24 protein-coding genes are annotated in these 26,091 nt (G+C 63.6%); 15 read left to right on the plus strand and 9 right to left on the minus strand.

What is annotated here, in order from left to right:
* From AC5ZFO_RS16725 to AC5ZFO_RS16745, 5 genes are all read left to right on the plus strand, one after another.
* Positions 1–256, plus strand: a 256-nt coding sequence (locus AC5ZFO_RS16725; RefSeq protein WP_496122245.1) for a hypothetical protein, incomplete at its 5' end; no start/stop codon positions are given.
* A gap of 68 nt (positions 257–324) precedes the next feature.
* Positions 325–582 (plus strand): hypothetical protein, encoded by a 258-nt coding sequence (locus tag AC5ZFO_RS16730; protein ID WP_282523797.1) that lies wholly within the window; start codon positions 325–327, stop codon positions 580–582.
* Positions 579–716 carry a hypothetical protein gene (locus AC5ZFO_RS16735; RefSeq protein WP_282523798.1) on the plus strand — a complete coding sequence of 46 codons (138 nt, stop codon included), beginning with the start codon at positions 579–581 and terminating at the stop codon, positions 714–716. Before AC5ZFO_RS16730 ends, AC5ZFO_RS16735 begins: the two co-directional genes overlap by 4 nt.
* A gap of 63 nt (positions 717–779) precedes the next feature.
* Complete coding sequence (locus AC5ZFO_RS16740) at positions 780–1,547, plus strand: serine acetyltransferase domain-containing protein (RefSeq protein ID WP_282523799.1); 768 nt, start codon at positions 780–782, stop codon at positions 1,545–1,547.
* 25 nt (positions 1,548–1,572) lie between these two features.
* The gene (locus tag AC5ZFO_RS16745; protein ID WP_282523800.1) at positions 1,573–2,283 is read left to right on the plus strand and encodes an SDR family NAD(P)-dependent oxidoreductase; all 711 of its coding nucleotides are present in this window, start codon (positions 1,573–1,575) and stop codon (positions 2,281–2,283) included.
* A 221-nt stretch (positions 2,284–2,504) separates the two neighbouring features.
* Here AC5ZFO_RS16745 and ggt read toward each other — a convergent pair whose 3' ends face one another.
* Complete coding sequence (gene ggt / locus AC5ZFO_RS16750; RefSeq protein WP_282523871.1) at positions 2,505–4,211, minus strand: gamma-glutamyltransferase; 1,707 nt, start codon at positions 4,209–4,211, stop codon at positions 2,505–2,507.
* 686 nt (positions 4,212–4,897) lie between these two features.
* Here ggt and tolQ point away from each other — a divergent pair.
* The 10 genes from tolQ (at position 4,898) to ftsH (ending at position 17,326) form a co-directional block, all read left to right on the plus strand.
* The gene (gene tolQ / locus AC5ZFO_RS16755; protein ID WP_282523872.1) at positions 4,898–5,614 is read left to right on the plus strand and encodes a protein TolQ; all 717 of its coding nucleotides are present in this window, start codon (positions 4,898–4,900) and stop codon (positions 5,612–5,614) included.
* A 43-nt stretch (positions 5,615–5,657) separates the two neighbouring features.
* A complete protein-coding gene (tolR, locus tag AC5ZFO_RS16760; protein ID WP_028152217.1) occupies positions 5,658–6,107 on the plus strand; it encodes a protein TolR in 450 nt (149 codons plus the stop codon).
* Between the two features lie 4 nt (positions 6,108–6,111).
* Complete coding sequence (tolA, locus tag AC5ZFO_RS16765) at positions 6,112–7,068, plus strand: cell envelope integrity protein TolA (protein ID WP_282523802.1); 957 nt, start codon at positions 6,112–6,114, stop codon at positions 7,066–7,068.
* Between the two features lie 41 nt (positions 7,069–7,109).
* Positions 7,110–8,456, plus strand: a complete 1,347-nt coding sequence (gene tolB / locus AC5ZFO_RS16770) for a Tol-Pal system beta propeller repeat protein TolB (RefSeq protein WP_282523873.1) — start codon at positions 7,110–7,112, stop codon at positions 8,454–8,456.
* A gap of 290 nt (positions 8,457–8,746) precedes the next feature.
* Positions 8,747–11,080, plus strand: a complete 2,334-nt coding sequence (locus AC5ZFO_RS16775) for a putative bifunctional diguanylate cyclase/phosphodiesterase (protein WP_282523803.1) — start codon at positions 8,747–8,749, stop codon at positions 11,078–11,080.
* Between the two features lie 196 nt (positions 11,081–11,276).
* Positions 11,277–12,002 carry an N-acyl amino acid synthase FeeM domain-containing protein gene (locus tag AC5ZFO_RS16780; protein WP_014492409.1) on the plus strand — a complete coding sequence of 242 codons (726 nt, stop codon included), beginning with the start codon at positions 11,277–11,279 and terminating at the stop codon, positions 12,000–12,002.
* Positions 12,003–12,296: 294 nt separating this feature from the next.
* Positions 12,297–12,785, plus strand: a complete 489-nt coding sequence (gene pal, locus AC5ZFO_RS16785; RefSeq protein WP_028152222.1) for a peptidoglycan-associated lipoprotein Pal — start codon at positions 12,297–12,299, stop codon at positions 12,783–12,785.
* A gap of 172 nt (positions 12,786–12,957) precedes the next feature.
* Positions 12,958–13,977, plus strand: coding sequence for a tol-pal system protein YbgF (gene ybgF / locus AC5ZFO_RS16790; protein ID WP_282523804.1), 1,020 nt, complete (start codon positions 12,958–12,960; stop codon positions 13,975–13,977).
* A 72-nt stretch (positions 13,978–14,049) separates the two neighbouring features.
* Positions 14,050–15,120, plus strand: coding sequence for a tRNA lysidine(34) synthetase TilS (gene tilS, locus AC5ZFO_RS16795; protein ID WP_282523805.1), 1,071 nt, complete (start codon positions 14,050–14,052; stop codon positions 15,118–15,120).
* 283 nt (positions 15,121–15,403) lie between these two features.
* Complete coding sequence (gene ftsH / locus AC5ZFO_RS16800) at positions 15,404–17,326, plus strand: ATP-dependent zinc metalloprotease FtsH (protein ID WP_008136887.1); 1,923 nt, start codon at positions 15,404–15,406, stop codon at positions 17,324–17,326.
* Positions 17,327–17,524: 198 nt separating this feature from the next.
* Here the strand turns inward: ftsH and AC5ZFO_RS16805 are convergent, their stop codons facing one another.
* From AC5ZFO_RS16805 to AC5ZFO_RS16840, 8 genes are all read right to left on the minus strand, one after another.
* Positions 17,525–18,376: an alpha/beta fold hydrolase gene (locus tag AC5ZFO_RS16805; protein ID WP_496122246.1), complete on the minus strand. Its 852-nt coding sequence runs from the start codon at positions 18,374–18,376 to the stop codon at positions 17,525–17,527.
* 149 nt (positions 18,377–18,525) lie between these two features.
* The gene (locus AC5ZFO_RS16810) at positions 18,526–19,386 is read right to left on the minus strand and encodes a DMT family transporter (RefSeq protein ID WP_282523807.1); all 861 of its coding nucleotides are present in this window, start codon (positions 19,384–19,386) and stop codon (positions 18,526–18,528) included.
* Positions 19,387–19,466: 80 nt separating this feature from the next.
* Positions 19,467–20,027, minus strand: coding sequence for a TetR/AcrR family transcriptional regulator (locus tag AC5ZFO_RS16815; protein WP_282523808.1), 561 nt, complete (start codon positions 20,025–20,027; stop codon positions 19,467–19,469).
* 186 nt (positions 20,028–20,213) lie between these two features.
* The gene (locus tag AC5ZFO_RS16820; protein WP_282523874.1) at positions 20,214–20,609 is read right to left on the minus strand and encodes an ABC transporter substrate binding protein; all 396 of its coding nucleotides are present in this window, start codon (positions 20,607–20,609) and stop codon (positions 20,214–20,216) included.
* Positions 20,609–21,190 (minus strand): ABC transporter substrate-binding protein, encoded by a 582-nt coding sequence (locus AC5ZFO_RS16825; protein WP_282523809.1) that lies wholly within the window; start codon positions 21,188–21,190, stop codon positions 20,609–20,611. The genes AC5ZFO_RS16820 and AC5ZFO_RS16825 overlap by 1 nt, the downstream gene beginning before the upstream one ends.
* A 282-nt stretch (positions 21,191–21,472) precedes the next feature.
* Complete coding sequence (locus AC5ZFO_RS16830) at positions 21,473–23,266, minus strand: adenylate/guanylate cyclase domain-containing protein (RefSeq protein ID WP_282523810.1); 1,794 nt, start codon at positions 23,264–23,266, stop codon at positions 21,473–21,475.
* Positions 23,267–23,510: 244 nt separating this feature from the next.
* Positions 23,511–24,032 (minus strand): Cache 3/Cache 2 fusion domain-containing protein, encoded by a 522-nt coding sequence (locus AC5ZFO_RS16835; protein WP_282523811.1) that lies wholly within the window; start codon positions 24,030–24,032, stop codon positions 23,511–23,513.
* A gap of 503 nt (positions 24,033–24,535) precedes the next feature.
* On the minus strand, positions 24,536–26,023 hold the full coding sequence (locus AC5ZFO_RS16840; protein WP_282523812.1) for a hypothetical protein: 1,488 nt from the start codon (positions 26,021–26,023) through the stop codon (positions 24,536–24,538).
* Positions 26,024–26,091: the final 68 nt, after the last annotated feature.

The following is a 26,091-nucleotide window of genomic DNA, read 5'->3' on the forward strand; positions in this document are numbered from 1 at the left end:
ACTGCCGACGATCCGACACCAAGACTTGCGCGAAGACTTGCGCGTGCCACCTCGATCCGCCGGGCTGCTCTTGTCTGGACGACACATCATGGACCTCTACACCCGCCTGCTGCTTGGCGTGACCGCCTTGGCGGTGTTGGGCTACATCGGCTTGGTCTATGGCAGCTGCGCGTCCGATCCCGATTGCCATTTTCGCCTCTGCGCCGGCGGGCGTGCGTTCTGCGGCGTTGATCACGTACATGTGCAGGACCGGTAGAACCCGATCCGCGCCGGGCCCGACCAAGCCCTGACGGCGCGCCTTCCGCGGCGCCAACGGGTACGAGCATGGCCAACGCCGAACGCAAAGAGATCAGCCTTAGCATCGCGCTCCTCGAGCGCGCCGCGGCGCTGTTCGACCGGTTCGGAAACACCGTGCCGGTGGCGATCGCGTTCCTCAATGGATGGCCGACGGAGGTCCAGCTCTATCCGCAGTGGCAGCTCGGCGAATCCTGGCGGTTCTTTCTCAGCCTTTATCTCTATTGGTTCGCCTCGTTCGCACTCGGCCGCGCGGTCTCGTTTGCGAAGGGGAGCATCGCCCCATGATCCTGCTCCGCGATTTCGTGCTCTTCGTCCTGCCCATCCTGATCGCGGCGGGCGGCTGGCTCTACGCGCTCAGCCTGCGCAAGCAGGCCCGGCCCGGTCTTCAGGGCGAAAGCAAGCGCGTCCCGGCGGCGTGACTGGCGCCCCGATCCGGACCGCCTATATTCGCCTTCACAAGAGTGGGCGGACCGGAGGCGACAATGGCGGAAGCTGCGATCACGGCGAGCGACGGCCTCTGGCAACAGGTTCGCAGCGAGGCGCAGCGCGCGGCCGATGCAGACCCCGTGTTCGGCAAGGCCCTTGCGCGTGCCATTCTCGCTCATGATGATTTTGCCGCCGCTTTGGCCGATTTGATCGGGCAGCGGCTCGGCAGCGGCCCCGCCGGGCGCACGCGCTTCACGTCCTATTCCCACGACGCCTTTCAAGGTGAGCCAGACCTGATCGAAACCGCCAGCCGAGATTTGCAGGCCATCGCACGGCGCGATCCCGCCATCGCCGAACTGCTGCCGCCGCTGCTGCACTACAAGGGCTATGTCGCGCTGCAAGCCTGGCGCGTCTCGAACTGGCTCTGGCGTCATGACCATCGCGACGCGGCGCTGCTGTTTCAGAACGAGGCGTCCAACCTGCTGCAGATCAGCATTCATCCGGCCGCATCCATTGGATCGTCCGTCTATCTCGACCACGCCACCGGCATCGTGATCGGTGCGAATGTGGTGATCGGCGACGAGGTCACCATCCTCCAGAACGTCAGCATCGGCCGCCGCGGTGAATTGCCGGCGCGCTCGCCGCGCATCGGCCGCGGCGTCTACATCGGCGGCGGCGCGACCATTCTCGGTGACATCAATATCGGCGATTTCGCAAAGATCGGCGCCGGCGCCGTTGTGACCGGCGACGTGCCCGCCGGCTGCACCGCGATCGGCAATCCCGCGCGGCTGACCAATTGCCCCGAGCCCGCCTCGGCGGCCTGACCCTATCAACCCCAGGAGAGTTGCAATGAAGACGGCAATCGTGATCGGCGTTGGTCCGGACCGCGGGCTCGGGGCCCGGCTTTGCAAGCGTTTTGCGGCCGATGGGCTCAAGGTGATCGTCGCGGGCCGGACGCTGTCTGCCTTGCAGGCCGTTGTCGACGACATCACGAAGGCGGGTGGCGCAGCCGTGCCCTTCGTTGCTGATGCGACCAAGGAGGGAGACATCGTCGCGCTGTTCGATGCCGCCGGCGACAACCTCGACCTCGCCATCTACAACGCCGGCAACAACACGCCCGGCAAGATCATCGACATGGAGGCCGACTATTTCGAGAACGCCTGGCGCGTGGTCTGCTTCGGCGGCTTCCTGTTCGGCCGCGAGGCGGTGCGCCGCATGGTGCCGAAGAAGACCGGCACGCTGCTGTTCACCGGCGCCAGTGCCTCGCTGCGCGGACGCTCCGGCTACGGCGCTTTCAACTCGTCCAAGGCCGGCCTGCGCACGCTGGCGCAGGCGATGGCCAAGGAATACGCGAGCGACGGCATCCATGTCGGCCATGTCGTGGTCGACGGCGCGATCGCCGGCGACAAGATTTTTTCACGGTTCCTGGATGCGGCCGGCCGCGAGGACAGCCTGATCGACATCGATGGCATCGTCGATGCCTTCGCCTTCCTCTATCGCCAGCCCGAGCGCGCCTGGTCGTTCGAGCTCGACGTGCGGACGTCGAAGGAGAAGTGGTGAGGGGCAGGGATCCCGACCACATCTCCCGCCGTCATTGCCCGCGAAAGCGGGCAATCCAGTATTCCAGAGGCAGCATTGAGATGCGGGGGGGGGGCCGCGGCGTACTGGATACCCCGCTTGCCGCCTACGCTAAAGCTTCGGCGCCCCTGGACGGCAGCCCCGGCGAAGCCTTGACGTAGCCGGGTCGCGGGGTATGACAGTCGTGAGGATGGCGTAGACGATCAATATCCCGCAGCTAGCCCGCTGTTCCGACGCGGATCGTTCGCACCGTAATAACGATTATTGCCGACTTGCTCGCCGTTCAGTGACGGCGCGCCGACGATGATGACCGCGAGATGGTTCGCCGGCTGCGGCGGTCCGAATTTGTGGCCCATGCCTTCCAGGATCTTCTGCGTGTCCGGTGACAGCGCATAGTTCTCGACGTTGGTCAGATCGGGCAGCCATTGCTGGTGGATGCGCGGCATGTCGACGGCCTCCTGCGCGTTCATGCCGTAGTCGATCGCATTGATCATGGTTTGCAGGACCGCCGTGATGATGCGGCTGCCGCCGGGCGTGCCCACCACCATGACCGTCTTGCCGTCCTTGGTGACGATGGTCGGGCTCATCGAGGACAGTGGACGCTTGCCGGGAGCAATAGCGTTGGCCTCACCCTGCACCAGGCCATACAGGTTCGGCACCCCGACCTTGGCCGTGAAGTCGTCCATTTCGTCGTTCAGCAGCACGCCGGTCTTGGCCGCCGTCACCTTGGCGCCGAACCAATCGTTCAGCGTGTACGTCACCGATACCGCGTTGCCGTCCTTGTCCGCGATTGAATAGTGCGTGGTGTTGCTGCCCTCGTGCGGCGCGACGCCCGGCTTGATGTCCTTGGAGATCCCGGCCTTGTTCGGATCGATCACGGCGCGGATCTTGGTCGCGTAATTCTTGTCGAGCAGGCGATCGAGCGGATTCTTCACGAAATCCGGATCGCCGAGATAGCTGTTGCGGTCCACGTAAGCATGCCGCATGGCCTCGATCTGCACGTGCACGGCCTGCGCGGAATGGTAGCCCTGCTCCTTCAGAGGGTAGCCCTCCAGGATATTCAGGATCTCGCAGATGACGACGCCGCCCGAGCTCGGCGGCGGCGCGGAAATCACGTGATAGCCGCGATAGTCGCATTCGACAGGTGCAAGCTCGCGCGTCTTGTAGCCGTCGAGGTCGTCCTGCGTCAGCAGGCCTTTGCCGGCCTGGCTCGATGCCACGATGGCGCTGCCGACCCAGCCTTTATAGAAGCCGTCGGTGCCCTTGCTGCTGATCTCGCGCAGGGTTTTCGCCAGTTCGGATTGCAGCAGTCGATCGCCCACGCCGAACGGCTGGCCGTTGTTGAGGAAGATGGCGCTCGATGCCGGATCGTCCTTGAAATCGTCCGTTGCCGTGCGCAGCAGGTCGATGTCGCCCTGGTCGAGCACAAATCCCTGTTCGGCAAGCTGGATCGCGGGAGCGAGCAGGTCGGCGCGCTTCATGGTGCCGTATTTTTCGCGCGCATATTCCATGCCCGAGACGGAGCCTGGCACACCCACAGCCAGATGCCCCTTGGTCGAGATGCCCTTGATGACGTTGCCATCCTTGTCGAGATACATGTTGGCCGTCGCCGCCTTGGGCGCGGTCTCGCGGAAATCGAGGAAGGTTTTGCGGCCGTCGGCGAGCTGGATCGTCATGAAGCCGCCACCACCGAGATTGCCGGCGGCCGGATAGACGACGGCCAAGGCATAGCCGACGGCCACAGCGGCATCGACGGCATTGCCGCCGCGCTTCAGCACATCGACACCGACCTGGGTTGCCAGATGCTGCGCGGACACCACCATGCCGTTTTGCGCGGCGACCGGCGCGACCGACGCAGCGCGCGCGGGGATGAACGTGACGAGGCTGATCGATATGATCGCGGCGGCCATCGACCGCAGGTGTGTTCCCGCATTTTGCACGGCTTGCTCCCTTGGCGAGGCCGGCTGTCCCGGCCCTTGTTGGTCTATGCAGCCTATCAGGCTGAATCCGTCGGGCAAATCGACCGCTGATGGCAGCGGTGATCGAACGGACAGCGTAAGAAATCGGGTGCCCGCACGGAGCACACTGCGCTCCCTCCCCCCTTGCGGGGGAGGGCGGGGGAGAGGGGTAGCCCAGGAAAAGGCGCCGTTGCGCGCTTCCGATTTCTTCGTTTCGTTGGAGTCTCCGTGTGGTACCCCTCTCCCTGGCCCTCCCCCGCAAGGAGGGAGGGAACCGATCTTGCCCGGAGCGGGCGGCTCCTATCCGTCGGCGGCCATGTCCCGCGGCAAAGCGGCCAACCGCCTGCGCTGCCTACCTTTCCGGCAGCCAAATTCGGCCGTGGTAACCGCACGTTAACCATCGGCGGGCTCTGGTAATTGCGGACAGTCGTGCCCGGAGCCGTGCTCAAGGCCCATAGTTTTGACATCTTGGCAGGGAATGCAGACGGCCGGCTTTGGACGAGCCCCTGCACCCCAGAAAGACAAGGCTTTGAGCGGGCTTGCCGGCCGCGCCGGTTCTAGCGCGGCTGTTGGGGAACCGGCAGCCATTTGCTGGCCGGAGAGGTCAGGTAAATGATCGCCTTGAGAGGATACTGCTTATGAATCCGGCCGACGTGGCTCAGTCAGCCCTTCCGGTTGCCGCTTCCGCGGACGTGTCGCTGATTGCGCTGTTCTGGCAGGCTCACTGGATCGTGAAAGCGGTGATGCTGGGGCTTCTCGCCTGCTCGGTCTGGGTCTGGGCCATTGCGATCGACAAGATCTTTCTTTACGCGCGCACGCGGCGCTCGATGGACCGGTTCGAGCAGGCATTCTGGTCTGGCGAATCGATCGAGGAGCTCTATCGGCAGCTCTCGGCCAAGCCGACGCATTCCATGGCGGCCTGCTTCGTTGCCGCGATGCGCGAGTGGAAGCGTTCCTTCGAGAACCAGGCCCGTTCGGTCGCCGGTCTTCAGATGCGCATCGACAAGGTCATGAACGTCTCGATTGCGCGCGAGGTCGAGCGGTTGGAACGCCGCCTGCTGGTGCTCGCCACCGTCGGCTCCGCCGGCCCCTTCGTCGGCCTGTTCGGCACGGTCTGGGGCATCATGTCGAGCTTCCAGTCGATCGCGGCGTCGAAAAATACCTCCCTGGCGGTGGTGGCGCCCGGCATTGCCGAAGCGTTGTTTGCGACCGCCGTCGGCCTTATCGCCGCCATTCCTGCCACTATTTTCTACAATAAGTTCACGTCCGAGGTGAACCGGCAGGCCCAGCGGCTCGAAGGTTTCGCCGATGAATTTTCCGCCATTCTGTCGCGTCAGATCGACGAGCGGGGCTGACGGACGGCATGTATAGTGTGAGGGGCAATTTGGGCACTCGATCATGGCGATGAACGTAGCCAGTTCGTCCGGAGGCGGCGGGCGCCGCGGCCGGCGCAAGCCGGTCGTGGCCGAGATCAACGTCACGCCGATGGTGGACGTGATGCTGGTGCTGCTCATCATCTTCATGGTGTCGGCTCCGATGTTGACGGTCGGTGTGCCGCTCGACCTGCCTCAGACCCAGGCCAAGAGCCTCGAAAACAACGATCAGAAGCCGATCCAGATGTCGGTCGACATCAAGGGCAAGGTGTTCATCAACGACGCCGAGATCGCGATCAACGAGTTGATCCCGAAGCTGAAGGCGATCACGGACGCGCGCGGCGGGCTCGAGGAGCGCATCTATCTGCGCGCGGACAAGAAGGCGGATTACGGAACGGTGGCCAAGGTCATGGGCCTGTTGTCCGGCGCAGGCTTCAAGAAGCTGGCGCTCGTGACCGAGGCGGATCAGGGGTAAACCGGTGAAGGTGAACGTCGACAAGACACTCGTTGCGTCGATTGCCCTCCACGTCCTCGTGCTTGGATGGGGACTGGTCACCTTTAGCAGCAAGGCCTTTGTCGCGGAAGAGTCGCTTCCGATCGACATCATCTCCACCGATCAGCTTGCGCAGATGATGTCGGGGCAGAAGACCGGCAAGAAGGAAGAGCCGAAGCCCAAGGTCGAGAAGATCGCCGAGGCCAAGCCCGAGGAAGACGCGGTCGGCAAGGTCACCGAGAAGAAAGAGCTGATCAAGACCAACTCGACGCCCGAGCCGCCGCCGAAACCCGCCGAGAAGCCGGTCGAGAAGAAGCCCGAGCCGCCCAAGCCCGTTGCCGAGGCCAAGCCCAAAGAAGAGCCGAAGCCGCAGGAAAAGAAGCCTGATCCGGCCAAGGAAGATCCGATCGCCGAGCTCCAGAAGAAGCTGGAGACCAAGAAGCCGCCGCCCAAGCCGGTCGAGCAAAAGGTCGCGGCCGTGCAGCCGCAGCAGCAGCCGAAGCCCAAGGAGCGCAGCTTCGATCCCGCGCAGATCCAGCGCGACCTCGACAAGCGCGCCGCGACCCGGCACGAACTCACGGGAACGGCGCTGAATGCGTCGGCTTCGCTGGGATCGGCGACCGGCACGGCCGTTGCCAATGTCGCGACCTGGCGCGGCGCGTTCCAGGGCGCGGTCAAGCGCTGCTTCACGCCGACCTATAACGGGCAGGATGCCGACCAGTACGAGGCCGACATCGATATTCCCATGAAGATCGACGGATCGCTCGCGTCCGAGCCCATCGTCGTCGCGGTGCGCGGACCTTCGCGGTCGATTGCCCAGGCGGTGGCGGAGAGCGCCAAGCGCGCCATCGTGCAGTGTCAGGTCTACTCGTTCATGCCGAAGCAGCAGTACGAGAGCTGGAAGCTCATCCCGATGACTTTCGGCCTGAAAGATATGTTGTGACATCAGAACAAAAGATTTTTGCGATGAATGACGTGAGCTCGATGAACCGCCGCCGCTTCATGACCCTGACCGGATCGACGCTTGCGATGCTCGGAGGCGGACACGCCTTCGCCCAGGGCCAGCAGGGGCGCCTTCGCATCGACCCAACCGAATTCCAGCCGATCCCGATCGCAATCAGCAACTTCGTGCCGGGCTCGCCGTCCGACGGCGACGTCGGCAACGGCGTTACGCAGGTCATCACCAACAATCTCAAGCGCTCGGGCCTGTTTGCCCCGATCGACCAGGCCGCCTTCATCGAGCGCATCAGCAACATCGACGTCGCGCCGCAATTCCAGAACTGGAAGACCATCAACGCGCAGGCCCTCGTCACCGGCCGCATGACGCGGCAGCAGGACGGAAGGCTCAAGGCCGAATTCCGCCTGTGGGACGTCATCTCCGGCCAGCAGCTCGCGGGCCAGCAATATTTCACGTCGCCGGAATATTGGCGCCGCATCGCCCACATCATCTCCGACCAGATCTACGAGCGGATGACCGGCGAGAAGGGCTATTTCGACAGCCGCGTCGTGTTCGTCGACGAGACCGGGCCGAAGGAGCGCCGCGTCAAGCGGCTCGCGATGATGGACCAGGACGGCGCCAATGTGCGCTATCTGACCCGCGGCTCCGACCTCGTGCTGACGCCGCGCTTCTCGCCGAACTCGCAAGAGATCACCTACATGGAGTTCGGCCAGGGCGATCCGAAGGTCTATCTCTTCAACATCGAGACCGGCCAGCGCGAGATCGTCGGCAACTTCCCCGGCATGACATTTGCGCCGCGCTTCTCGCCGGACGGCCAGCGCGTCATCATGAGCCTGCAGCAGGGCGGCAATTCCAACCTGTTCGTGATGGATCTGCGCTCGCGCTCGACCACGCGCCTCACCGACACGCCGGCGATCGACACCTCTCCGTCCTACTCGCCAGACGGCACCCGCATCTGCTTCGAGTCCGATCGCGGCGGCAGGTCGCAGATCTATGTGATGGCCGCGGGCGGCGGACAGGCGCAGCGCATCTCCTTCTCCAAGGACGACACCAACGCCACCTATTCGACGCCGGTGTGGTCGCCGAAGGGCGATTACATCGCCTTCACCAGGCAGGGCGGCGGGCAGTTCTCGATCGGGGTCATGAAGCCGGACGGCTCCGGCGAGCGTCTCCTCACTTCGGGCTATCACAACGAAGGGCCGACCTTCTCGCCGAACGGCCGCGTGCTGATGTTCTTCCGCGATCCCGGCGGCAGCGGCGGGCCCTCGCTGTTCTCCGTCGACATCTCCGGCCGCAACGAGCTCAAGGTGCCGACGCCGGGCTTCGCCTCCGACCCGGCATGGTCGCCGCTGCTGTCCTCGACACCCGGCTAGAGCGCTTGCGAGCGAAGTGGATACAGGTTCGCGTGAAACATCGGGGCTAAGACATTGCGCGTTCAGACGCGCGATGTTTCCGAAAAAACATGCCGATTTTTTCGGGGTTTGGTGCAGGACGCAAGCTTTCCTTCACCTTGTGCCCGGCAACGCTTGCCTAGCTGCTTGATATTTCAGCGGAAACATGTTCGCTATTGCCGAAAAACAACTCGACTTTAACGATGTTCCCTCAGAAAGGCTTCATCAGGTCTGGGTAAAAGTACGCGCCAAACAGGACGCGTAACAAGCCGATGCAGCTGGCCGACCAGAAGCAGAGCGATCGAGACGAGCTGGAGCCGATACTCTACGCCGCTCTCATCAACTCTATGGTGCAGAATTTCTGGGCGATCTTCCTGGGCTCGGCCTCCGCGGCCGTGGCCGCGGTCATGACTGCGTTGAAGACCGGCGACGTCTGGCTGTGGCCGCTCGCATTTCTGCTGATCGCCATCGGCACCGCGCGCGCGTTCCAGATGCGCGGATACGAAAACCGCACGCACCCATTGTCATTCGAGGAAGCCAAGCACCTGGAGCCGCGCTACTGGCTCGGCGCGCTCAGCTATGCGGCGGTGCTCGGCCTGTGGTCCTTCGTCGTCATCTATAACAACGATGATCCGATTGCCGACATGCTCTGTGTCGCCATCGGCATCGGCTACACCGCCGGCGGCGCCGCCCGCAATTACGGCCAGCCCCGGGTGATCCAGTGGCACGTCGCGCTCGCCTGCGCACCGATGTCGCTTGCGCTGCTGCTGCATGGCGGCTTCTACCACATCGGGCTCGCCATCCTGCTCGTGTTCTTCTTCGTCGGGCTGAAGAACATCAATCTCAGCCTGCATGCGATCTTCGTCAAGGCGCTGACCTCGAGCTTCCGTGAATCCGCGCTGGCAAGCCAGTTCGACACCGCGCTCAACAACATGCCGCATGGCCTGTGCATGTTTCGCGCGGACGGCCGCCTTGCGGTGATGAACCACCGCTTCGGCGAGCTGATGGCGTTGCCCGAAGATCTGGTCAAGCGTGGCGCCACCGCTGCCGACATCGTGTCGGCCTGCGTCGCCGCAGGCTCCATCTCGGTCGAGAGCGGCAAGCAGATCCTGGCCGAGATCGAGCATGCGCGGATCTGCGAGATCGCCACCGCCGATCCGGATTCCTCGCGCGGCCGCGCGCTCGCCTGGACGTTCCAGCCGATGACCGGCGGCGGTACGGTGCTGCTGTTGGAAGACATCACCGAACGCACCAACGCGGAAGCCCGGATCACCCATCTCGCCCGCTATGACGAGCTCACGGCGCTGCCCAACCGGGTCTCGTTCCGCGACGAGATCGAACGGTTGCTGGCGATCTCGCACGATGCCGAGCGCCTCTCCGCGCTGCTGTTCGTCGATCTCGACCAGTTCAAGCAGGTCAACGACACGCTCGGCCATCCCTGCGGCGACCAGCTCCTGTGCGCGGTCGCCAACCGCCTGCGCGAGATGCTGCGCCCCGAGGATTTCGTCGCGCGCTTCGGCGGCGACGAGTTCGTCGTGTTCCAGCAAAACATCAGCTCGGCCGAGGATGCCGCGAGCCTCGCCCGCCGCATCGTCGAACGCCTGAGCGAGCGCTACCGCATCGACAATCATCTGGTCGAGATCGGCGCCAGCGTCGGCATCGCGCTGACCTCGCCGGACGGCGACGTCAGGGCCGACACGCTGCTCAAGAACGCCGACATGGCGCTCTACCGCGCCAAGGCCGACGGCCGCGGCACCTTCTGCTTCTTCCGCGACGAGATGGCGGCGACCGTCGAGGCCCGCCGCATCCTCGAGCTCGACCTGCGCAAGGCGCTGGCCAACGAGGAGTTCGAGCTGTTCTACCAGCCGCTGGTCAATCTGAAGTCCGGCAAGATCACCACCTGCGAGGCGCTGCTGCGCTGGAATCATCCGGTGCGCGGCACGGTCTCGCCGGTCGACATCATCCCGGTCGCCGAGGACATGGGGCTGATCGTCGATCTCGGCCGCTGGATCCTGCGCCGCGCCTGCATGGAATGCATGAAGTGGCCCGACAGCGTCAGCGTCGCCGTCAACTTCTCGCCGCAGCAATTCCACCAGCGCGACGTGCTCAGCGAAATCCGCTACGCGCTCGAGGTCTCGGGGCTGCCGGCCCACCGGCTGGAGATCGAGATCACGGAGTCCTCGCTGCTTCGTAACACCCAGCTCACCCACGACACGCTGTCGCAATTGCATGCGCTCGGCGTGCGCATCTCGCTCGACGATTTCGGCACCGGCTATTCCAGCCTCAGCTATCTGCACAATTTCCCGATGCAGAAGGTGAAGATCGACCGCTCCTTCCTCGAGGGCATCGACACCGACCGGCCGTTGACGCTGCTGCGTGGCGTGGCGCGGCTGTCAGCCGACCTCGGCATGGCGGTGGTGGTCGAGGGCATCGAGACCAACGAGCAGCTCGAGCTGATCAGCGCCGACGGCACCGTCTCCGAGGCGCAAGGCTATCTGTTCAGCCGTCCGGTGCCCGCCGTGCGGATGCGCCAGCTCCTCAACGCCTCGCATGGGCGGCGCGGCGAGAGCCTGCTCCAGGTCGTCGGCTCACGCTCCTTCGCCTGAGTCCACATCCAGAAATTGCACGTCGTCTCAGGCAGTTGCTGAACCTACCGTAGTGCTACGGAGGTTAACCCTATCGCGTCGATTGCTTTGCATCGTCGTTAAGGAGGTGTTAATAAATCGTCACGCGCGCGTAAGTTGTTCAGCGGCAAATGGCCCGGGCTCGCGTGTCGTTGTAGGTGGTGGGTAAGGAGTTCGAATGCAGTCCTCAGCCAGATCTGTCATTTCGGCTGTTGGACGGGGAGCGGAGCTTCTGACCGACGTCGACTATCATCTCGCGGAGACGGACGCGGAGAAGGAGCAAATCTACAACCTCCGCTACCGCGCCTATCTGCGCGAGGGTGCCGTCAGAGAATCCGCGGAAGCCCGGGTCACCGACCGCTACGACGAGCTGCCGAACGCGTGGACCTTCGGCGTCTATCTCCGCGGCCAGCTCTGCAGCTCCGTGCGCATCAGCGTGCTGACTTCGGAATGGCGCGAGTCCACTTCGGCCGACGTCTTCCCCGACATCCTGCTGCCGCGGCTCGATCGCGGCGAGGTCATGATCGACCCGACCCGCTTTGTCGCCGATCCCGACCAGGTGAAGCGGGTACCGGAATTGCCCTATCTGACGACCCGGCTCGCCTACATGGCGTGCGAGCACTTCAATGCCGATCTCGGCCTCGCCATCGTGCGTCCCGAGCATCAGGCCTTCTACCGGCGGGTGTTCCTGCACGAGACGATTGCCGAGCCCCGCCTGGTTCCGGGTCTCACCAAGCCGTTCGGACTGATGGCGGCCGATTTCCCGACCTTCCGGAAGAAGGTGTTCGAGCGCTATCCGATCATGCGCTCCACCGCCTTCGAGCGGCGGATGCTGTTCGGGCGCGGCGGGCAGCGCGAGATCCCGCAGCGGTCCTCACTGGTGCCGGAAGCCGTTCACGTCTGATTGCCGGCCGTCGCCGCCTCGAGCCGCCGCGCGCCTTTCGACCGGGGCTCCGTTCATCCCCATCATTCGTCCGAGCCCAAAATTCCAGCAAAAACCTGCACTTTTGCCGGTTGCTGCAGGTTGCTTCACCCTCGCGCCACATTTAGAACCCATTAACCATGACGGTTGCTTTTCGCGGTTTGGGGGCATTTGACCGGCTGAAGCAAGGTTCCATCAAGGTTGACGGAACGTTCGCTTAACCAACCCCCTGTAGACCGGACAGCAGTGGACGAACGTGAGCGTGGAGGCTCCGGAATGAAATATCCTATGCGTATCCTCCAGGGATTGAAGCTGGCCGCGGTGGTTGCGATCGCGCTGTCGATGGGCGCATGCGCGAACAAGAACGCAGCGACGGATGCGATGGCCAATGCTGCGACGCCCGGCAGTCAGCAGGATTTCGTCGTTAACGTGGGCGACCGCGTGTTCTTCGAGAGCGACCAGACCGATCTGACGCCGCAGGCGATCGTGACCCTGGAGAAGCAGGCGCAGTGGCTCCAGAACTATCGGCAGTACAGCTTCACCATCGAGGGGCATGCCGACGAGCGCGGCACCCGCGAATACAACATCGCACTCGGCGCCCGTCGCGCCCAGTCGGTGCGTTCGTTCCTCGCCTCGCGCGGCATCGATCCGAACCGCATGCGCACGATCTCCTACGGCAAGGAGCGGCCGGTCGCCGTCTGTAACGATATCTCCTGCTGGTCGCAGAACCGTCGCGCCGTCACGGTGCTGAACGCGAGCTCCTGACGATCAGTCAGGCGCCGTTCATCTTCAGGAACCGATTATGCCGGCGCCCTCTCGGGCGCCGGTTTCGTTTCAGCCATCTGTGACCGAAACCCCGTGGTGCCAGTCACATTTTTGGCGTACTGCCTTTCAATGTGTGGCGCGTCGCAGATTTCGTTTTCGTCGTCAGGGCAAGATGTCATCCAGATCCAAGGTCTTTACCGGCACCGTGGCAATCGCCGCGCTGTTCACTTTGTGCTCGCCCGCACTGGCGCAGTCGGACGATGATCCCGAGATGCGGATCGAGCGGCTGGAGAACCAGCTGCGCCAGCTCACCGGCCAGAACGAGGAGCTGCAATATCGCAACCGCCAGCTCGAGGAGCGGCTGCGGGCGCTCGAGGGAGGCGCGCAAGCCGCGCCCGGACAGGTGCCGGTCCAACCCTCTGTCGCAGCCGTACCGCCGGCGCAGTCGGCGCCGGCCTATCGCCAGCAGCAACAGGCCCAGCCGAATTACGAGCAGCCGCAGATCGCTGCTCCCGCGCCGATCGTTCAGGAGCAGCCGGCGCCCGGTGCGCCCGGCGTGCGCCGCCGCGGTGATTCCTTCGATCCGAACCAGAACCCGAATGCGCCCGGCGCGCCGCGCGCGCTCGGTGGTGGGCAGCAGCCGATGGCGGCAGGCGCGCCCGGCGGGCGTGCTGCCGGCGAGCCGCTCGATCTCGCCAACACCAGCCCGCGCTACCAGCAAGGCGTGCCGCCGGCAGCCCAGCCCGGCTATCCGCCGGCCCAGCAGGGGCCCGCCGGGGGCGCCGGCCTGACCACCCTGCCGCCATCTGCAACGCCGCGCGACGAGTTCGACCTCGGCATCGGCTACATGCAGCGCAAGGACTATGCGCTCGCCGAGCAGACCATGAAGAACTTTGCGCAGAAACATCCGAGCGATCCGCTGCTCGGCGATGCGCAATACTGGCTCGGCGAAAGCTATTTCCAGCGCCAGCAATATCGCGACTCCGCGGAAGCCTTCCTCGCCGTCACCACCAAATACGACAAATCCGCCAAGGCGCCGGATGCGCTGCTGCGGCTCGGCCAGTCGCTGGCCGCGTTGAAGGAGAAGGAAGCCGCCTGCGCCGCCTTCGGCGAGGTCGGCCGCAAATATCCGCGCGCCTCCGCCGGCGTCAAATCCGCCGTCGATCGCGAGCAGAAGCGGGTGAAGTGCTGACGCGCAATATTTGCGCGCTGACAATGCGGATGGCGCCGCGCTAAATAGTCTGGCGATTGCCTGGGCAGCGTCATGTCAGACGACGACAATTCACCGATCTCGGCGCGCGCGGCGAAGCAACTCTTCGCCGAGCTCAGAAGCGCGCCCGCGCTGGTGCTCGCGGTCTCCGGCGGACCTGACTCGGTCGCGCTGATGTGGCTCGCCGCACGCTGGAGGCGCGGCCTGGCACGCGGTCCGCAACTGACCGTCGTCACCGTCGATCACGGCCTGCGCCCGGAGGCGGCGCGCGAGGCGCGCGATGTCAAGCGGTTGGCGGCTGAACTCGGGCTGGCGCACCGGACCCTGCGCTGGCACGGCGCGAAGCCGAACACCGGACTGCCCGCCGCTGCGCGCGAAGCCCGCTACCGCCTGCTTGCGCAAGCCGCGCGCAATGTCGGCGCGAGCCATGTGCTGACCGCCCACACCCGCGACGACCAGGCCGAGACCCTGTTGATGCGCCTTGTCCGCGGCAGCGGGCTTGCGGGGCTGTCGGCGATGGCGCGCCTCACGGAGCGTGAGGGCGTCGTGCTGGTGCGGCCGCTGCTCGATGTCCCGAAGTCGCAGCTGATCGCGACCTTGAGGCGGGCGAAGATCGGCTTTGCCGATGATCCCACCAATCGCGACACCACCTTCACCCGGCCGCGGCTGCGCGCGCTGCTGCCGCAGCTCGCGGCCGAGGGGGGCGACAGCAGGAGCCTGGCGCGGCTCGCAGGCAGGCTGGCGCGCGCCAATGCGGCGGTCGACGTGCTGGTCGATGGCGCCGAACGCTTCCTTCAGCTTCGGATGCGCGGCGATGCGCCGCAGGCGCGCGGTCGCAGCTTCGAGGCCTCGGCATTCGCCAATCTGCCGGAGGAGGTCCGGCTGCGGCTCCTGCTGCGGGCCGTCAATGCCCTTGGCCATGAGGGGCCGGCGGAACTCGGCAAGGTCGAAACCCTCTTGGCCGCGCTCGATCAGGCCATCGCTGCAAGCCCCCGCGCAGCCGCAAATGGCCGGCCGGTCCTGAAGCAGACCCTTGCGGGAGCCTTGATCAGCCTTGCCGGGGGGCGTATCCACATCGCACCGGCGCCGGCCCGGCGGTCCAAGGGACGGATGAGGGGCGGATGAGGGCGGATCATGACACCGGCCGTTTCCGCCGCGCGCCGTCAGGACACCTTAACCAGGCAGGAACCAGGCAGGAAAAACCCCGGGCAGATCGCCATTATTTCAGCGGGAATCGCTCTAAGATGGGATAAATAGTCCCATCTCGTTCCCTTGGCAGCGACCGGGGCGGCACCTAGATTGTATCCGTCTAACCAAGAGGATTCCTTGGGGATTTCCTCGCACTGACAAAATAACTGCTACCGCCCAAGGATCAGGCCGCGATCCGCGCGACCACGAAGGAAGATCGATGAACGCCAATCTGCGCAATTTCGCCCTCTGGGTCATCATTGTCTTGCTGCTGTTGGCGTTGTTCACGCTCTTCCAGAATCCGGGCCAGCGCGCCTCCTCGCAGGACATCGCCTTCTCCCAGCTCCTGAGCGAAGTTGACCGCGGCAATGTGCGCGACGTCGTGATCCAGGGCCCGGACATCCACGGCACCTTCACCAACGGCTCGAGCTTCCAGACCTATGCGCCGAACGATCCGACGCTGGTGAAGCGCCTCTATGACAGCAAGGTCCAGATCACCGCGAAGCCGCCCGGCGACAACGTGCCGTGGTTCGTCTCGCTGCTGGTCTCCTGGCTGCCCTTCATCGCGCTGATCGGCGTCTGGATCTTCCTGTCGCGGCAGATGCAGGGCGGCGCCGGCAAGGCGATGGGCTTCGGCAAGTCGCGCGCCAAGATGCTGACCGAGGCCCATGGCCGCGTCACCTTCGAGGACGTCGCCGGCGTCGACGAAGCCAAGCAGGACCTGCAGGAGATCGTCGAATTCCTGCGCGACCCCGGCAAGTTCCAGCGCCTCGGCGGCCGCATTCCGCGCGGCGTGCTGCTGGTCGGCCCTCCCGGCACCGGCAAGACCCTGATCGCGCGTGCGGTCGCGGGCGAAGCCAACGTGCCGTTCTTCACCATTTCGGGTTCGGACTTCGTCGAAATGTTCGTCGGCGTCGGCGCCAGCCGCGTCCGCGACATGTTCGAGCAGGCCAAGAAGAACGCGCCCTGCATCATCTTCATCGACGAAATCGACGCGGTCGGCCGTCACCGTGGCGCCGGTCTCGGCGGCGGCAATGACGAGCGCGAGCAGACGCTGAACCAGTTGCTGGTCGAGATGGACGGCTTCGAGGCCAACGAGGGCGTGATCCTGATCGCGGCGACCAACCGTCCCGACGTGCTCGATCCCGCGCTGCTGCGTCCGGGCCGCTTCGACCGTCAGGTCGTGGTGCCCAATCCCGACGTCGTCGGCCGCGAGCAGATCCTCAAGGTTCACGTCCGCAAGGTGCCCTTGGCGCCGGATATCAACCTCAAGACCATCGCGCGCGGCACCCCGGGCTTCTCCGGCGCCGACCTGATGAACCTCGTCAACGAAGCCGCGCTGACCGCCGCCCGCCGCAACAAGCGGATGGTGACGCAGGCCGAGTTCGAAGAGGCCAAGGACAAGGTGATGATGGGCGCTGAGCGCAAGTCGCTCGTCATGACCGAGGAAGAGAAGCTGCTGACGGCCTATCACGAGGGTGGCCACGCCATCGTCGGCCTCAACGTCGTCGCGACCGATCCGATCCACAAGGCGACCATCATTCCGCGCGGCCGTGCGCTGGGCATGGTGATGCAGCTGCCCGAACGCGACAAGCTGTCGATGTCGCTGGAGCAGATGACCTCGCGCCTCGCCATCATGATGGGTGGCCGCGTCGCCGAGGAGCTGATCTTCGGCCGTGAGAAGGTGACCTCGGGTGCATCCTCCGACATCGAGCAGGCGACGCGCCTGGCCCGCATGATGGTGACGCGCTGGGGCCTCTCCGAGGCGCTCGGCACCGTCTCCTACGGCGAGAACCAGGACGAGGTTTTCCTGGGCATGTCGGTGTCGCGTACCCAGAACGCGTCGGAAGCCACGGTCCAGAAGATCGACACCGAGATCCGGCGTTTCGTGGAAGAAGGCTACAACGAAGCGACCCGCATTCTCACCGAGAAGCGTGCCGACCTCGAGGCGCTCGCCAAGGGCTTGCTCGAGTTCGAGACGCTGTCCGGTGACGAGATCGTCGACCTGCTCAAAGGCAAGAAGCCGAACCGCGAGTCCGTGCTCGAGCCGACCACGCCGCGCGCCTCCGCCGTGCCCCCGGCCGGCAAGTCGCGCCCGCGGCCTGATCCGGATCCCGGCCTGGAGCCGCAGCCGCAGGCGTAATCGAGACGCGGCCAATCGAATTGAAAAACGCGGCGGAAACGCCGCGTTTTTTGTTGGCCCCGTCATTGGAGGCGCCGTGCTCGCAACGAGGCTCCGGTCTCGTAGGGTGGGCAAAGGCGCTCTTGCGCCGTGCCCACCATCTCTCGGCAATTGCGACAGAAGTGGTGGGCACGCTACGCTTTCCCACCCTACGATATCTCACTTCGCGGCATCCTTCCGCTCCAGAAAATGCAGCACGTCGTCATTGAACTGCTCGGGATCCTGCAGGAACGAGAAGTGACTGACCCCCGGCTGGATCAGCAGGCCGGCCCCCGGAATGTTCGCCGCCATGAATTCGGTGTTCTCGCGCTTGATCGCCTCGTCGTGGTCGCCGTCCACGATCCATGTCGGGACCTTGATCGCCGCAAGATCCGACGCCGTCCATTTCGGCTGGCTCTCCCACATTTTGGTGATCTCCGCGACGAAGCTCTTGTATTCGGTCGGGGTCGGCGACAGGCGCTTGTACTCCTCGCCGGCTCTCGCGATGTAGGCATTGAAGACGTCGCTCGACGCGATGTCGGCAACGCCTGACGGGTCCGAATTCGCCGCGAAGGCGAACAGCTTGCTGACCCGCTCCGGATGCTTCATCGCGATGTCGAGGCCGATGATCGCGCCGTCGCTCCAGCCGACGATCGCAGCGTTCCTGATCTTGAGGTGATCGAGCAGGGCGACCACGTCCGAGGCCATCAGATCGTAGCCATACGGCTCCTGATTACGACTGCTGCGTCCATGCCCGCGGCTGTCCATGACGATGACCTGATAGTGCCGTTGCAGCGCGCGGACCTGGTGGCCCCAATAATTGGCGTTGGCGAGGCCGCCATGCAGCAACAGGACGGGCTCGCCGCGGCCGAAAATTGCGTACCAGACCTTGATGCCGTTGACGGGCGCGAAGCCGCTCTGCGTCGCCTTGGGCAGTGTCGGCGTCGGCGGCAGGTTCAGCCATTGCGGCGCCGCATGTGCCGCGCTGATCGCGACCGTGACGAGAAGTGCGGCGAGAAGATTGCGAAACATGATGATACGCCCTCCTGTTCGACCGTCGGATATTAGCGCACGGCAAGTTGGGGACGTCACGTCGCAACACCGTCTACCACCGAGACGTGAAGCCTCGTGATCTCCGTTGCCGGGCAGACGACAGCGATGCCACAACGCAACGTCCGGGCTCAAATGGGTCGCGCGCTCGGTCTGACTTGTGTCATCGCCACGCCCGATATCGCGAGCAGTCCGCCGACAATCAGGTTGGGGGTGATGCGTTCGCCAAGGAACAGCACGCTCGACGTCAAGGCGAACACCGGAAGCAGCAGGCCGAAGGGGGCAACGCGGCTGATGGAGCAGCGGGCGATGAGCCAGAACCAAAGGCCGAACCCGACAATTCCTCCGATGAAGATCGTGTAGGCGAGTGCCAGCCAGCCGCGTCCATCCGCCGTGACGAGGCTCGCCACTTGTCCGTATTCAAGCAGCAACGACATCAACATGACCTGCGGCACCGTGAGCAGCGACGACCACCCCATCAACATCAGGGGATCAAAAGGTCCGTAGCGTTTCGTCAGGACGTTGGACGTAGCGAATGCGAAGGCTGCCCCGACCACAAGCAGCAGCGGAAGCGCGTTTGCCGACAGGCCGGGCGCGGCTGCCAACACGACCACGCCGACGAATGCCAGCACCACGCCGGCGGACGTGGCGAGAGACGGCCGCTCCGCGAGCAGCGGCCAGGCCAGCAGGACGGTGAAGGGCGGGGCGAGTTGATAGGCGACGGCCGACAGGCTTCCCGAGCCGAGCCCAAGGCCAACATAGAAGAGCCCGAAGTTCAGTCCACCAAGGAAGAACGAAATAGCTGCGACAGGGCCGAACTGTTGACGCGTGGGTCTTTTGACGAACGGAACGAGCAGCAGCGCCATGGCGAGGAAGCGCAGTGCGAGGAAGAAGAGAGGCGGAAACTCCGTAACGCCCACTTTGATGACCACGAACTGATAACCCCAGAGCAGGGGAACGGCCACAGCGCAGACGATCTGGAGAGCAGACATGGCGTCATTCCTTTTCAAGACCGATCAGTCTATATATCGACGCGTCGATGGCGGAGGCGTCCAAGGCTCATATGGGTTGTCTACCTGATGAAGCGGTCGAGAAGCGCGTTAACGGTGGCTTGCCATGTGATCCGTGTCGGTGCCGTTTTGGCGACCACTCGGAGCCCCCAAAGGAAACAGACCAGAATTCGGGCGGCACTTGAAGGCTCAACACCATCGACCAGCTTGCCTGCCGTCTTCGCCCGCGAAAACGCATCCGCCACCCGGGCCTCCATTACTTTGAAAAAGCCTGCGATGCGACGGCCGGCTTCCGCGTCCTGGCCAGCCAGCTCCATGGCCGTGGCCACCAGCAGGCAGCCGCGCCGGCCATTGGCACCGCTCATGCGGTCGAGATAGCCGGCAAGGAAGGCCCGCAGGCCGTCAATCGGTTCTCTGGCGGGAGCGAGTTCGACATCCATCCGCGCAACGGCATCGGCAATGTAACGATCAAGCGCAAGCAGGAACAGCGAGTGCTTGTCGCCGAACGCGGCGTAAAGGCTGCCGCGCGAGAGCCTTGTCGCACGCAGCAGGTCCGGCAGCGCTGTGGCGTGATAGCCGCGTGACCAGAACACGCCCATCGCGCGTTCGACGGCGGCGTCCATGTCGAAACTTCGCGGGCGGCCACGCGGCGACTGCACTGGGGTTTGGCGGCTCATGACAAATATATAGACCAATCGGTCTTTAAACCGCAAGTGCCCGCTTCGGGGCGAAAGCCGACGTCAGCTTTGAACGCGGAAATGGCTGCCGCGGGGCCAGGAAGGACTCATGCACCGCCGCAATTGTCGTTGCTATTCGATCACCTCGTCGGCGCGGATAAGCAACGAGGGCGGCACGGTGAGGCCGAGCGCCTTGGCGGTCTTCATGTTGATCAGAAGCTCGAATTTGGTTGGCCGTTCCACCGGGAGGTCAGAAGGCTTGGTACCTTTGAGTATCTTGTCCACGTAGCTCGCCGCGCGGCGGAACAGATCGCGGGCGTCGGCTCCGTACACCGACAGTCCGCCATCAGCATAGTGCCGGAACAGATAGTTTGCCGGCAGGCGATACTTCGCAGCGAGCGCGATGATCCGCGGTGCCTGGACATAGGTGAGCGTATCGCCAAAATCGATGATCGCATCGGCGTGCTCGGCGGCAGCGGACGCAAAGGCGGCGTCGATTTCGTCGGCCGTGGTCGCTTCGACCGGCATCAAAACCACGCCGAGTTCCCGGCTTGGGGGACGTCTTCTGCGAGATATATCCTTTGCATTGGGTTGGTCGGATTGACCAAGAGCGCGATTTTCGAGGCGCCGGGAACAAGTTCTCGAAGGATTTCGAGACGTTTCGCCAGGAAGTCGTCCGGTACCATGGTTGAAAGGCCCGTCACGTTGCCTCCGGGTCGCGACAGGCTTTGCACGAGACCAAGCTTCACGGGATCGGCCACACTCACGAATACAATCGGAATGGTGGTTGTTGCCGACTTCAGCGCTACGGCCGCATGCGGTCCCGGAGCGATGAGCAGCTCGGGACTGAGGGCAATCAGATCGGCGACGGAAGCCGCCAGTCGATCCGAGGGTTGGGAAAAGCGATAATCTATGACGAGATTTTTTCCCTCGATCCAGCCGAGGCTTCTCAGAGCATCGAGAAGCACAAGCTCGGCTTGATTTAGGGCTTTCCCGCTTCCATCTCCCACAGCAAGAAAGCCGAGCCGACGGCGCTTTCCCTGCGCACGCGAATAACCTGGCGAAACAAGCAGCGCCGCAGTGCCCGCTATGAACTCCCGCCGTTTCATTCGCCCCTCATCGCAGCGTAAGGACGAGGGCGCAAAGTATCACGTCACGATAGTCGTCGCACTCTGTACAGTCGTCGCACTCTGTGGCTGCAAATGCTGCGTCGCGAATGCGGCAAGTGGCTTAGGACGGCTAAGGGTCAAAATGCGAAGAACTCAGAGTGAGCAAAGTCAGTCCGCTCTACCCCACCAAGCGGACCTCAATGAAAGGTGTCATCACTTCGCTGATGGGCCAAGGGCGGAAGTTGCGGCTCTCACTCTCTTGCCGCACCGTGGCCGTAGAGGTCATTCGGGCAGCCCGGCTCGCCGCAACCCTTCCTCGTATCGAGCGAGATCTTCGGCGCGCCGATAGGGGCCGAGCACGCTTTTGAGATTGGAGACACGCACCGAAGGATTCAATTGTCGCAGCCGAGCCACCGCCTTTTGTGCCTGCTCCAGTCGTCCGGCCATTGCCTTGCTTGCGGCGTCCATACGTAACGCAGGTTGAAAGTCCGGATTGTCCTGCAACGCCATTGCCGCCCACGATGCCGCGTCGCCATAGTGGCCCAGGAAGAAATGGGCATGCGAGGTCCCAGTTCGCATCCCGCTCATAAACGGATCAAGCGGGTTGAGGCGGATGGCACGGGCGAAGCGCTCGATTGCCGTTTCCGGCTCGCCTAGCCAGTTCTTCACCCAGCCACCCCAAAACCATGCCTCGGCCCAATTGGCATTGAACATGAGCGCGCGATCGATCAAGGCGGCGCCTCCCCCGAGATCGAGTAATACAAACGCTGATACATATCCGCTCGCCGCGAGGGCGATCACGTCGTCTTTTCCCAGCTCAACCGCCCTCTGAACGAGCTTCTTTACTTTGGCAGTCTCGCTCGGTGTGACTGAAATCCAGCCATTGGTCTTGGCAAAGGTGTAGCAAAGGGCGGCACGACCGTAAGCTGACGCAAAACCTGGGTCGAGCTTGATCGCCCTGTTGAATAGGCGTAACGCCTCTTCGTTCGCTTGCCGGTTAGCAAACTGATAAGAGCTGGCCAAACCGCGTAAGTAGTGATCATAGGCATCAAGACTCTCGGTAGGCTTGCGCTTGGCGCGCTCGATCTCGGCTTTTTCAACCGCCGGTGCGATCGCTCCGACTATGCTCTCGGTGACCTGGTCCTGCAGGTCGAAGATGTCGGTGAGTCCACCGTCAAACCGGTCAGCCCAGAGATGTCCCCCCGTAGGGGTATCGACGAGCTGTCCCGTGATGCGCACCCGGTTTGCCGCCTTGCGAACGCTTCCTTCCAGCACATAGCGCACGCCAAGCTCGCGCCCCACTTGCTTGATGTCGACAGCGCGTCCCTTGTATGTGAAGCTCGAATTGCGGGCGATGACGAACAGCGCCTTGAAACGGGACAGCGCGGTGATGATGTCCTCCGCTATTCCGTCCGCGAAGTATTCCTGTTCGGGATCGCCTGACATGTTCTGGAACGGCAGCACGGCGATGGACGGCTTGTCGGGCAGCGCCAGAGCCTGGGTGGTCTCGACCGGCGACCTTTTCGAAATTGCCGCAGAACCATCCGCGTTTATCCTCAATCGCCACGCGCGCATCGGCTCAACGATGTTCTTCAGGTTCTGCGGACCCATGTCCTCGAAGGCGATATCGACCTTGCCGCGGATTTGACGTTGCGTGTCCTCGGAGATGCAGATGCCGCCGGGCTCGGCGATGCCTTCAAGGCGGGCGGCGATATTGACGCCGTCCCCGAAGATATCATTCTCGTCGATTATGATGTCGCCGACGTGGATGCCGACGCGAAATTCGATCCGCTTGGCCTGCGGCACCGCGGCATTTTGCTCAACCATGCCGCGCTGCACCTCGATGGCGCATCGCGCTGCATCGACGGCGCTGGCGAACTCGACCAGCATGCCGTCGCCGGTCGTCTTGACGATCCGTCCGCGATGCACGGCGATGGAGGGATCGAAAAGAGACTTTCTGGCGGCCTTGAGGCGAGCCAGCACGTCTTCTTCGTCCATACCCATCAGGCGGCTGTATCCGGCAACATCCGCCGCCAGAATTGCCGCAAGCCTCCGTTCCACGCAATTGTCGGCCAAAACGGCCCCCGCGAGATCGGTAGATTCCGTCCCACGTATCAAAGCACAGGGTGTTCCTTTTGGGCTAGGGTCAATGTCAGGTCAGGGTCAAAATGCGAAGAACTCAGAGCGAGCAAAGTCAGTCCGCTCTACGCCATCAAGCGCACCTCAATGAAAGGTGTCGCCACTTCGCTGATGGGCCAACAGGCGACTCACGCGCCGCAACAGACAGCGCTAAGCCCCGGTGAGGTCGCGCGTGTACGGCTTATTTCAAATAACCGACATAATAGATGCCGATCACGTCTTTCGCCGAATCGCGTATCGGCTTGTACCCTGTGATGTAGGGTTTGCCGAGGATGTCCACCTCTCCATAGAACGCCTCGCCTTTCCTGATAGACTCGATCGCTTTGCCTTTGGGATCCAGAATGGTTCCGATCGCTCGCGAGCCATCGTCCTTTTTGACGTTGGTGGCAACGCGGACATACTCGTCACCGCTCTTCACGAAGATCGTTGCCGTCCCCTGAGCTTGCTTCACGACCTGATCAACCAGGTCAAAGTTGTTGTTCATCTTGGTTGAACCGAAATAAATGGCGGGCACATCCTTCCCAGCGACAGTGTCAGCCCCTTCGATCTTTGGCGAGCCAAGTTTGTTCGCCATCGACTCCAAGAGATCCATCGCTGTATTGACCTTTGCATCCTGAGCTTGGCCAACGTTCGGCAAAAGCATCGCGGCTCCAATGAGGCACGCGACTGTTAAGAAGCCAATAGCAGTTCGCTTGATGCTCATGAGTTTTCCTTTCCCTGGAAACGCCTGCACGTGTCAGGGCCCTCACCGAAGGTCGGTGACGGCACGGAAGATCAGGCTGTCGGTTTGGGTCTGATGTCACGCGATCACCTCGCACTGGTAGGCGGGCCGACGCGCGTCTCGACCCAAGTCCAGCATGTCGATGGCCGGGCTTGGATCAAACGAGTGTAGTCTAACTTTTCGTCAATGAATGCGGTGCGCGGTTTAACAACCGCTCACAGATAATCTATGCCACCGAGCGACAACGCGGCAATTGAAAATTAGGACAACAACTATGCCTTTGCAGAGGCGTTCGCGGCATGCCGAGCGATGCCCTATTGGTGACTTGGGACGCGCCTAGTCGTCGGGCGTGTCCCTCGCCGCAATGGCACTGCACCTATGTCGCGTATGGGGCAAACGACGAAATGGCCGGAGTGCGCGCCTGGGTCCGCTTCACATCTTTACGCGAATGTCGCCTCTGGGAGGACACGGCTGAAGCCGCTTCCTCACTTCAACGGCACCGCCGCGCCGTCCGCATTGTCCCGCACATGAATGACCGCGATGTCGTCCGTATAGATCCGCTTCCAGCCCTTGAGCTGGTCGAGGATTTGCGGGCCCGGCGCATCGGCGACCAATAGCGTCGCGTCGATCTTGTACTGGTCGAGCAGGCGCGGCAGCAGCTCGGGCTTCTTGCCCTCCGTCGCCTTGAAGAAGTCCATGACGAACTTTTCGCCATAGAGCTCGGCGCGGCCGTCGACGTAAACGGGGATGTCGCGCGAGATCAGATAGCCGCCGAACTGATAGGCGTTGAAGATGCGCTGCACCCTGAGTTTTTCGAGCAGGTCGACCGCCGCAACCGGCGTCTGCGTCATCGTGAACGTGAAGCGATGGTGTCCCATGTAGAGCGAGGTCGAGGTCCAGCTCGCGGCCACGATCATGAGCGCGCCGAGCGCGGTGACATAGCGGGCCGGCCGGCGGTCGGCGCCGGCGGTGTCCGCTGGCGGGCGCGGGAACATCTCGCCGAGCGGCTTTGCCAGCACCAGCGGCACCAGGAAGGCGAAGGCCTCGATATTCCTGACATGGGTCAGCGCGCCCCAGGTCAGGAACAGGATCAGGAAGATCCGCGGCGCCGACAGCACGAGGCCGCGATAATAGCCGAGCGCGATCAGGCCGAGCAGTGCGCCTTCGAACCCGGTGAAGGTGGCAAAGTTCGCCGGCATCCATTCGAAGATCAGCGACAGCAATTCGCCGAGGCTGAGGATGTTGGTCGCGCCCATCAGCGTCCGCCAGCCGTAAGGCGTGCAGCAGGCAGCGACCAGCGCGCCGACGCCGAACAGCACCCAGCGCATGAACAGCTTCAGCCGTTGTCCCTTCTCGGCATGCTCGACCGCTTCGAGCGAGATCGGACCGATCAGCGCGAGGCCCAGCACGAAGCCGCCATGCAAATTCGCCCAGAGCGCCATCAGCGGCAGCCAATACCAGGACGGCGCGCTTCTGCGGTCGGCAGCCGCCATCAGCAGGCCGACCCACGCCACCATGACGGGCAGCGCCAGAATATGCGGACGCGCCAGCACGTGATGGATCGACAGCACCAGCGCCAGCATTGCGAACAGCACCGCGCGCGGCGCCTCGATCTGCGCGTCGAGCAGATAGACGAAGACCGCCGCGGTGAGCGCCATCCCGGTCGCGGTGAGGATGACCGGACCTGCCCAGCCCCATTGCGCATAGGAGAAGGCGAATAGCACCTGCGACAGCCACGACGTCGAGATCCAGGATTCCCCCGGGCGCGTGAAAGAATAGAAGTCGGTGTAGGGCAGGGCGCCGTGATCGAGGATCCATTGCCCGATCTTGATCTGCCAGAACGAGTCGGAGTCCTGAAGCAGCGTGTCGCCGACGAAGAGGAAGAACAGATAGGTGCCGGCACCGACGCAGAGCGGCAGCAGTGCTCGCGCGCGGCTCTGCATCGCAATGCTGTTGGCAAAGGAAAGGGACATGCCGCCTCGTCGTCCTGCTTGTTCTTGTCCGCCGGAGCATGATCCGGACCCGAAGGGCCGCGTTAGCG

Source organism: Bradyrhizobium sp. Unk1 (genome assembly GCF_059512345.1).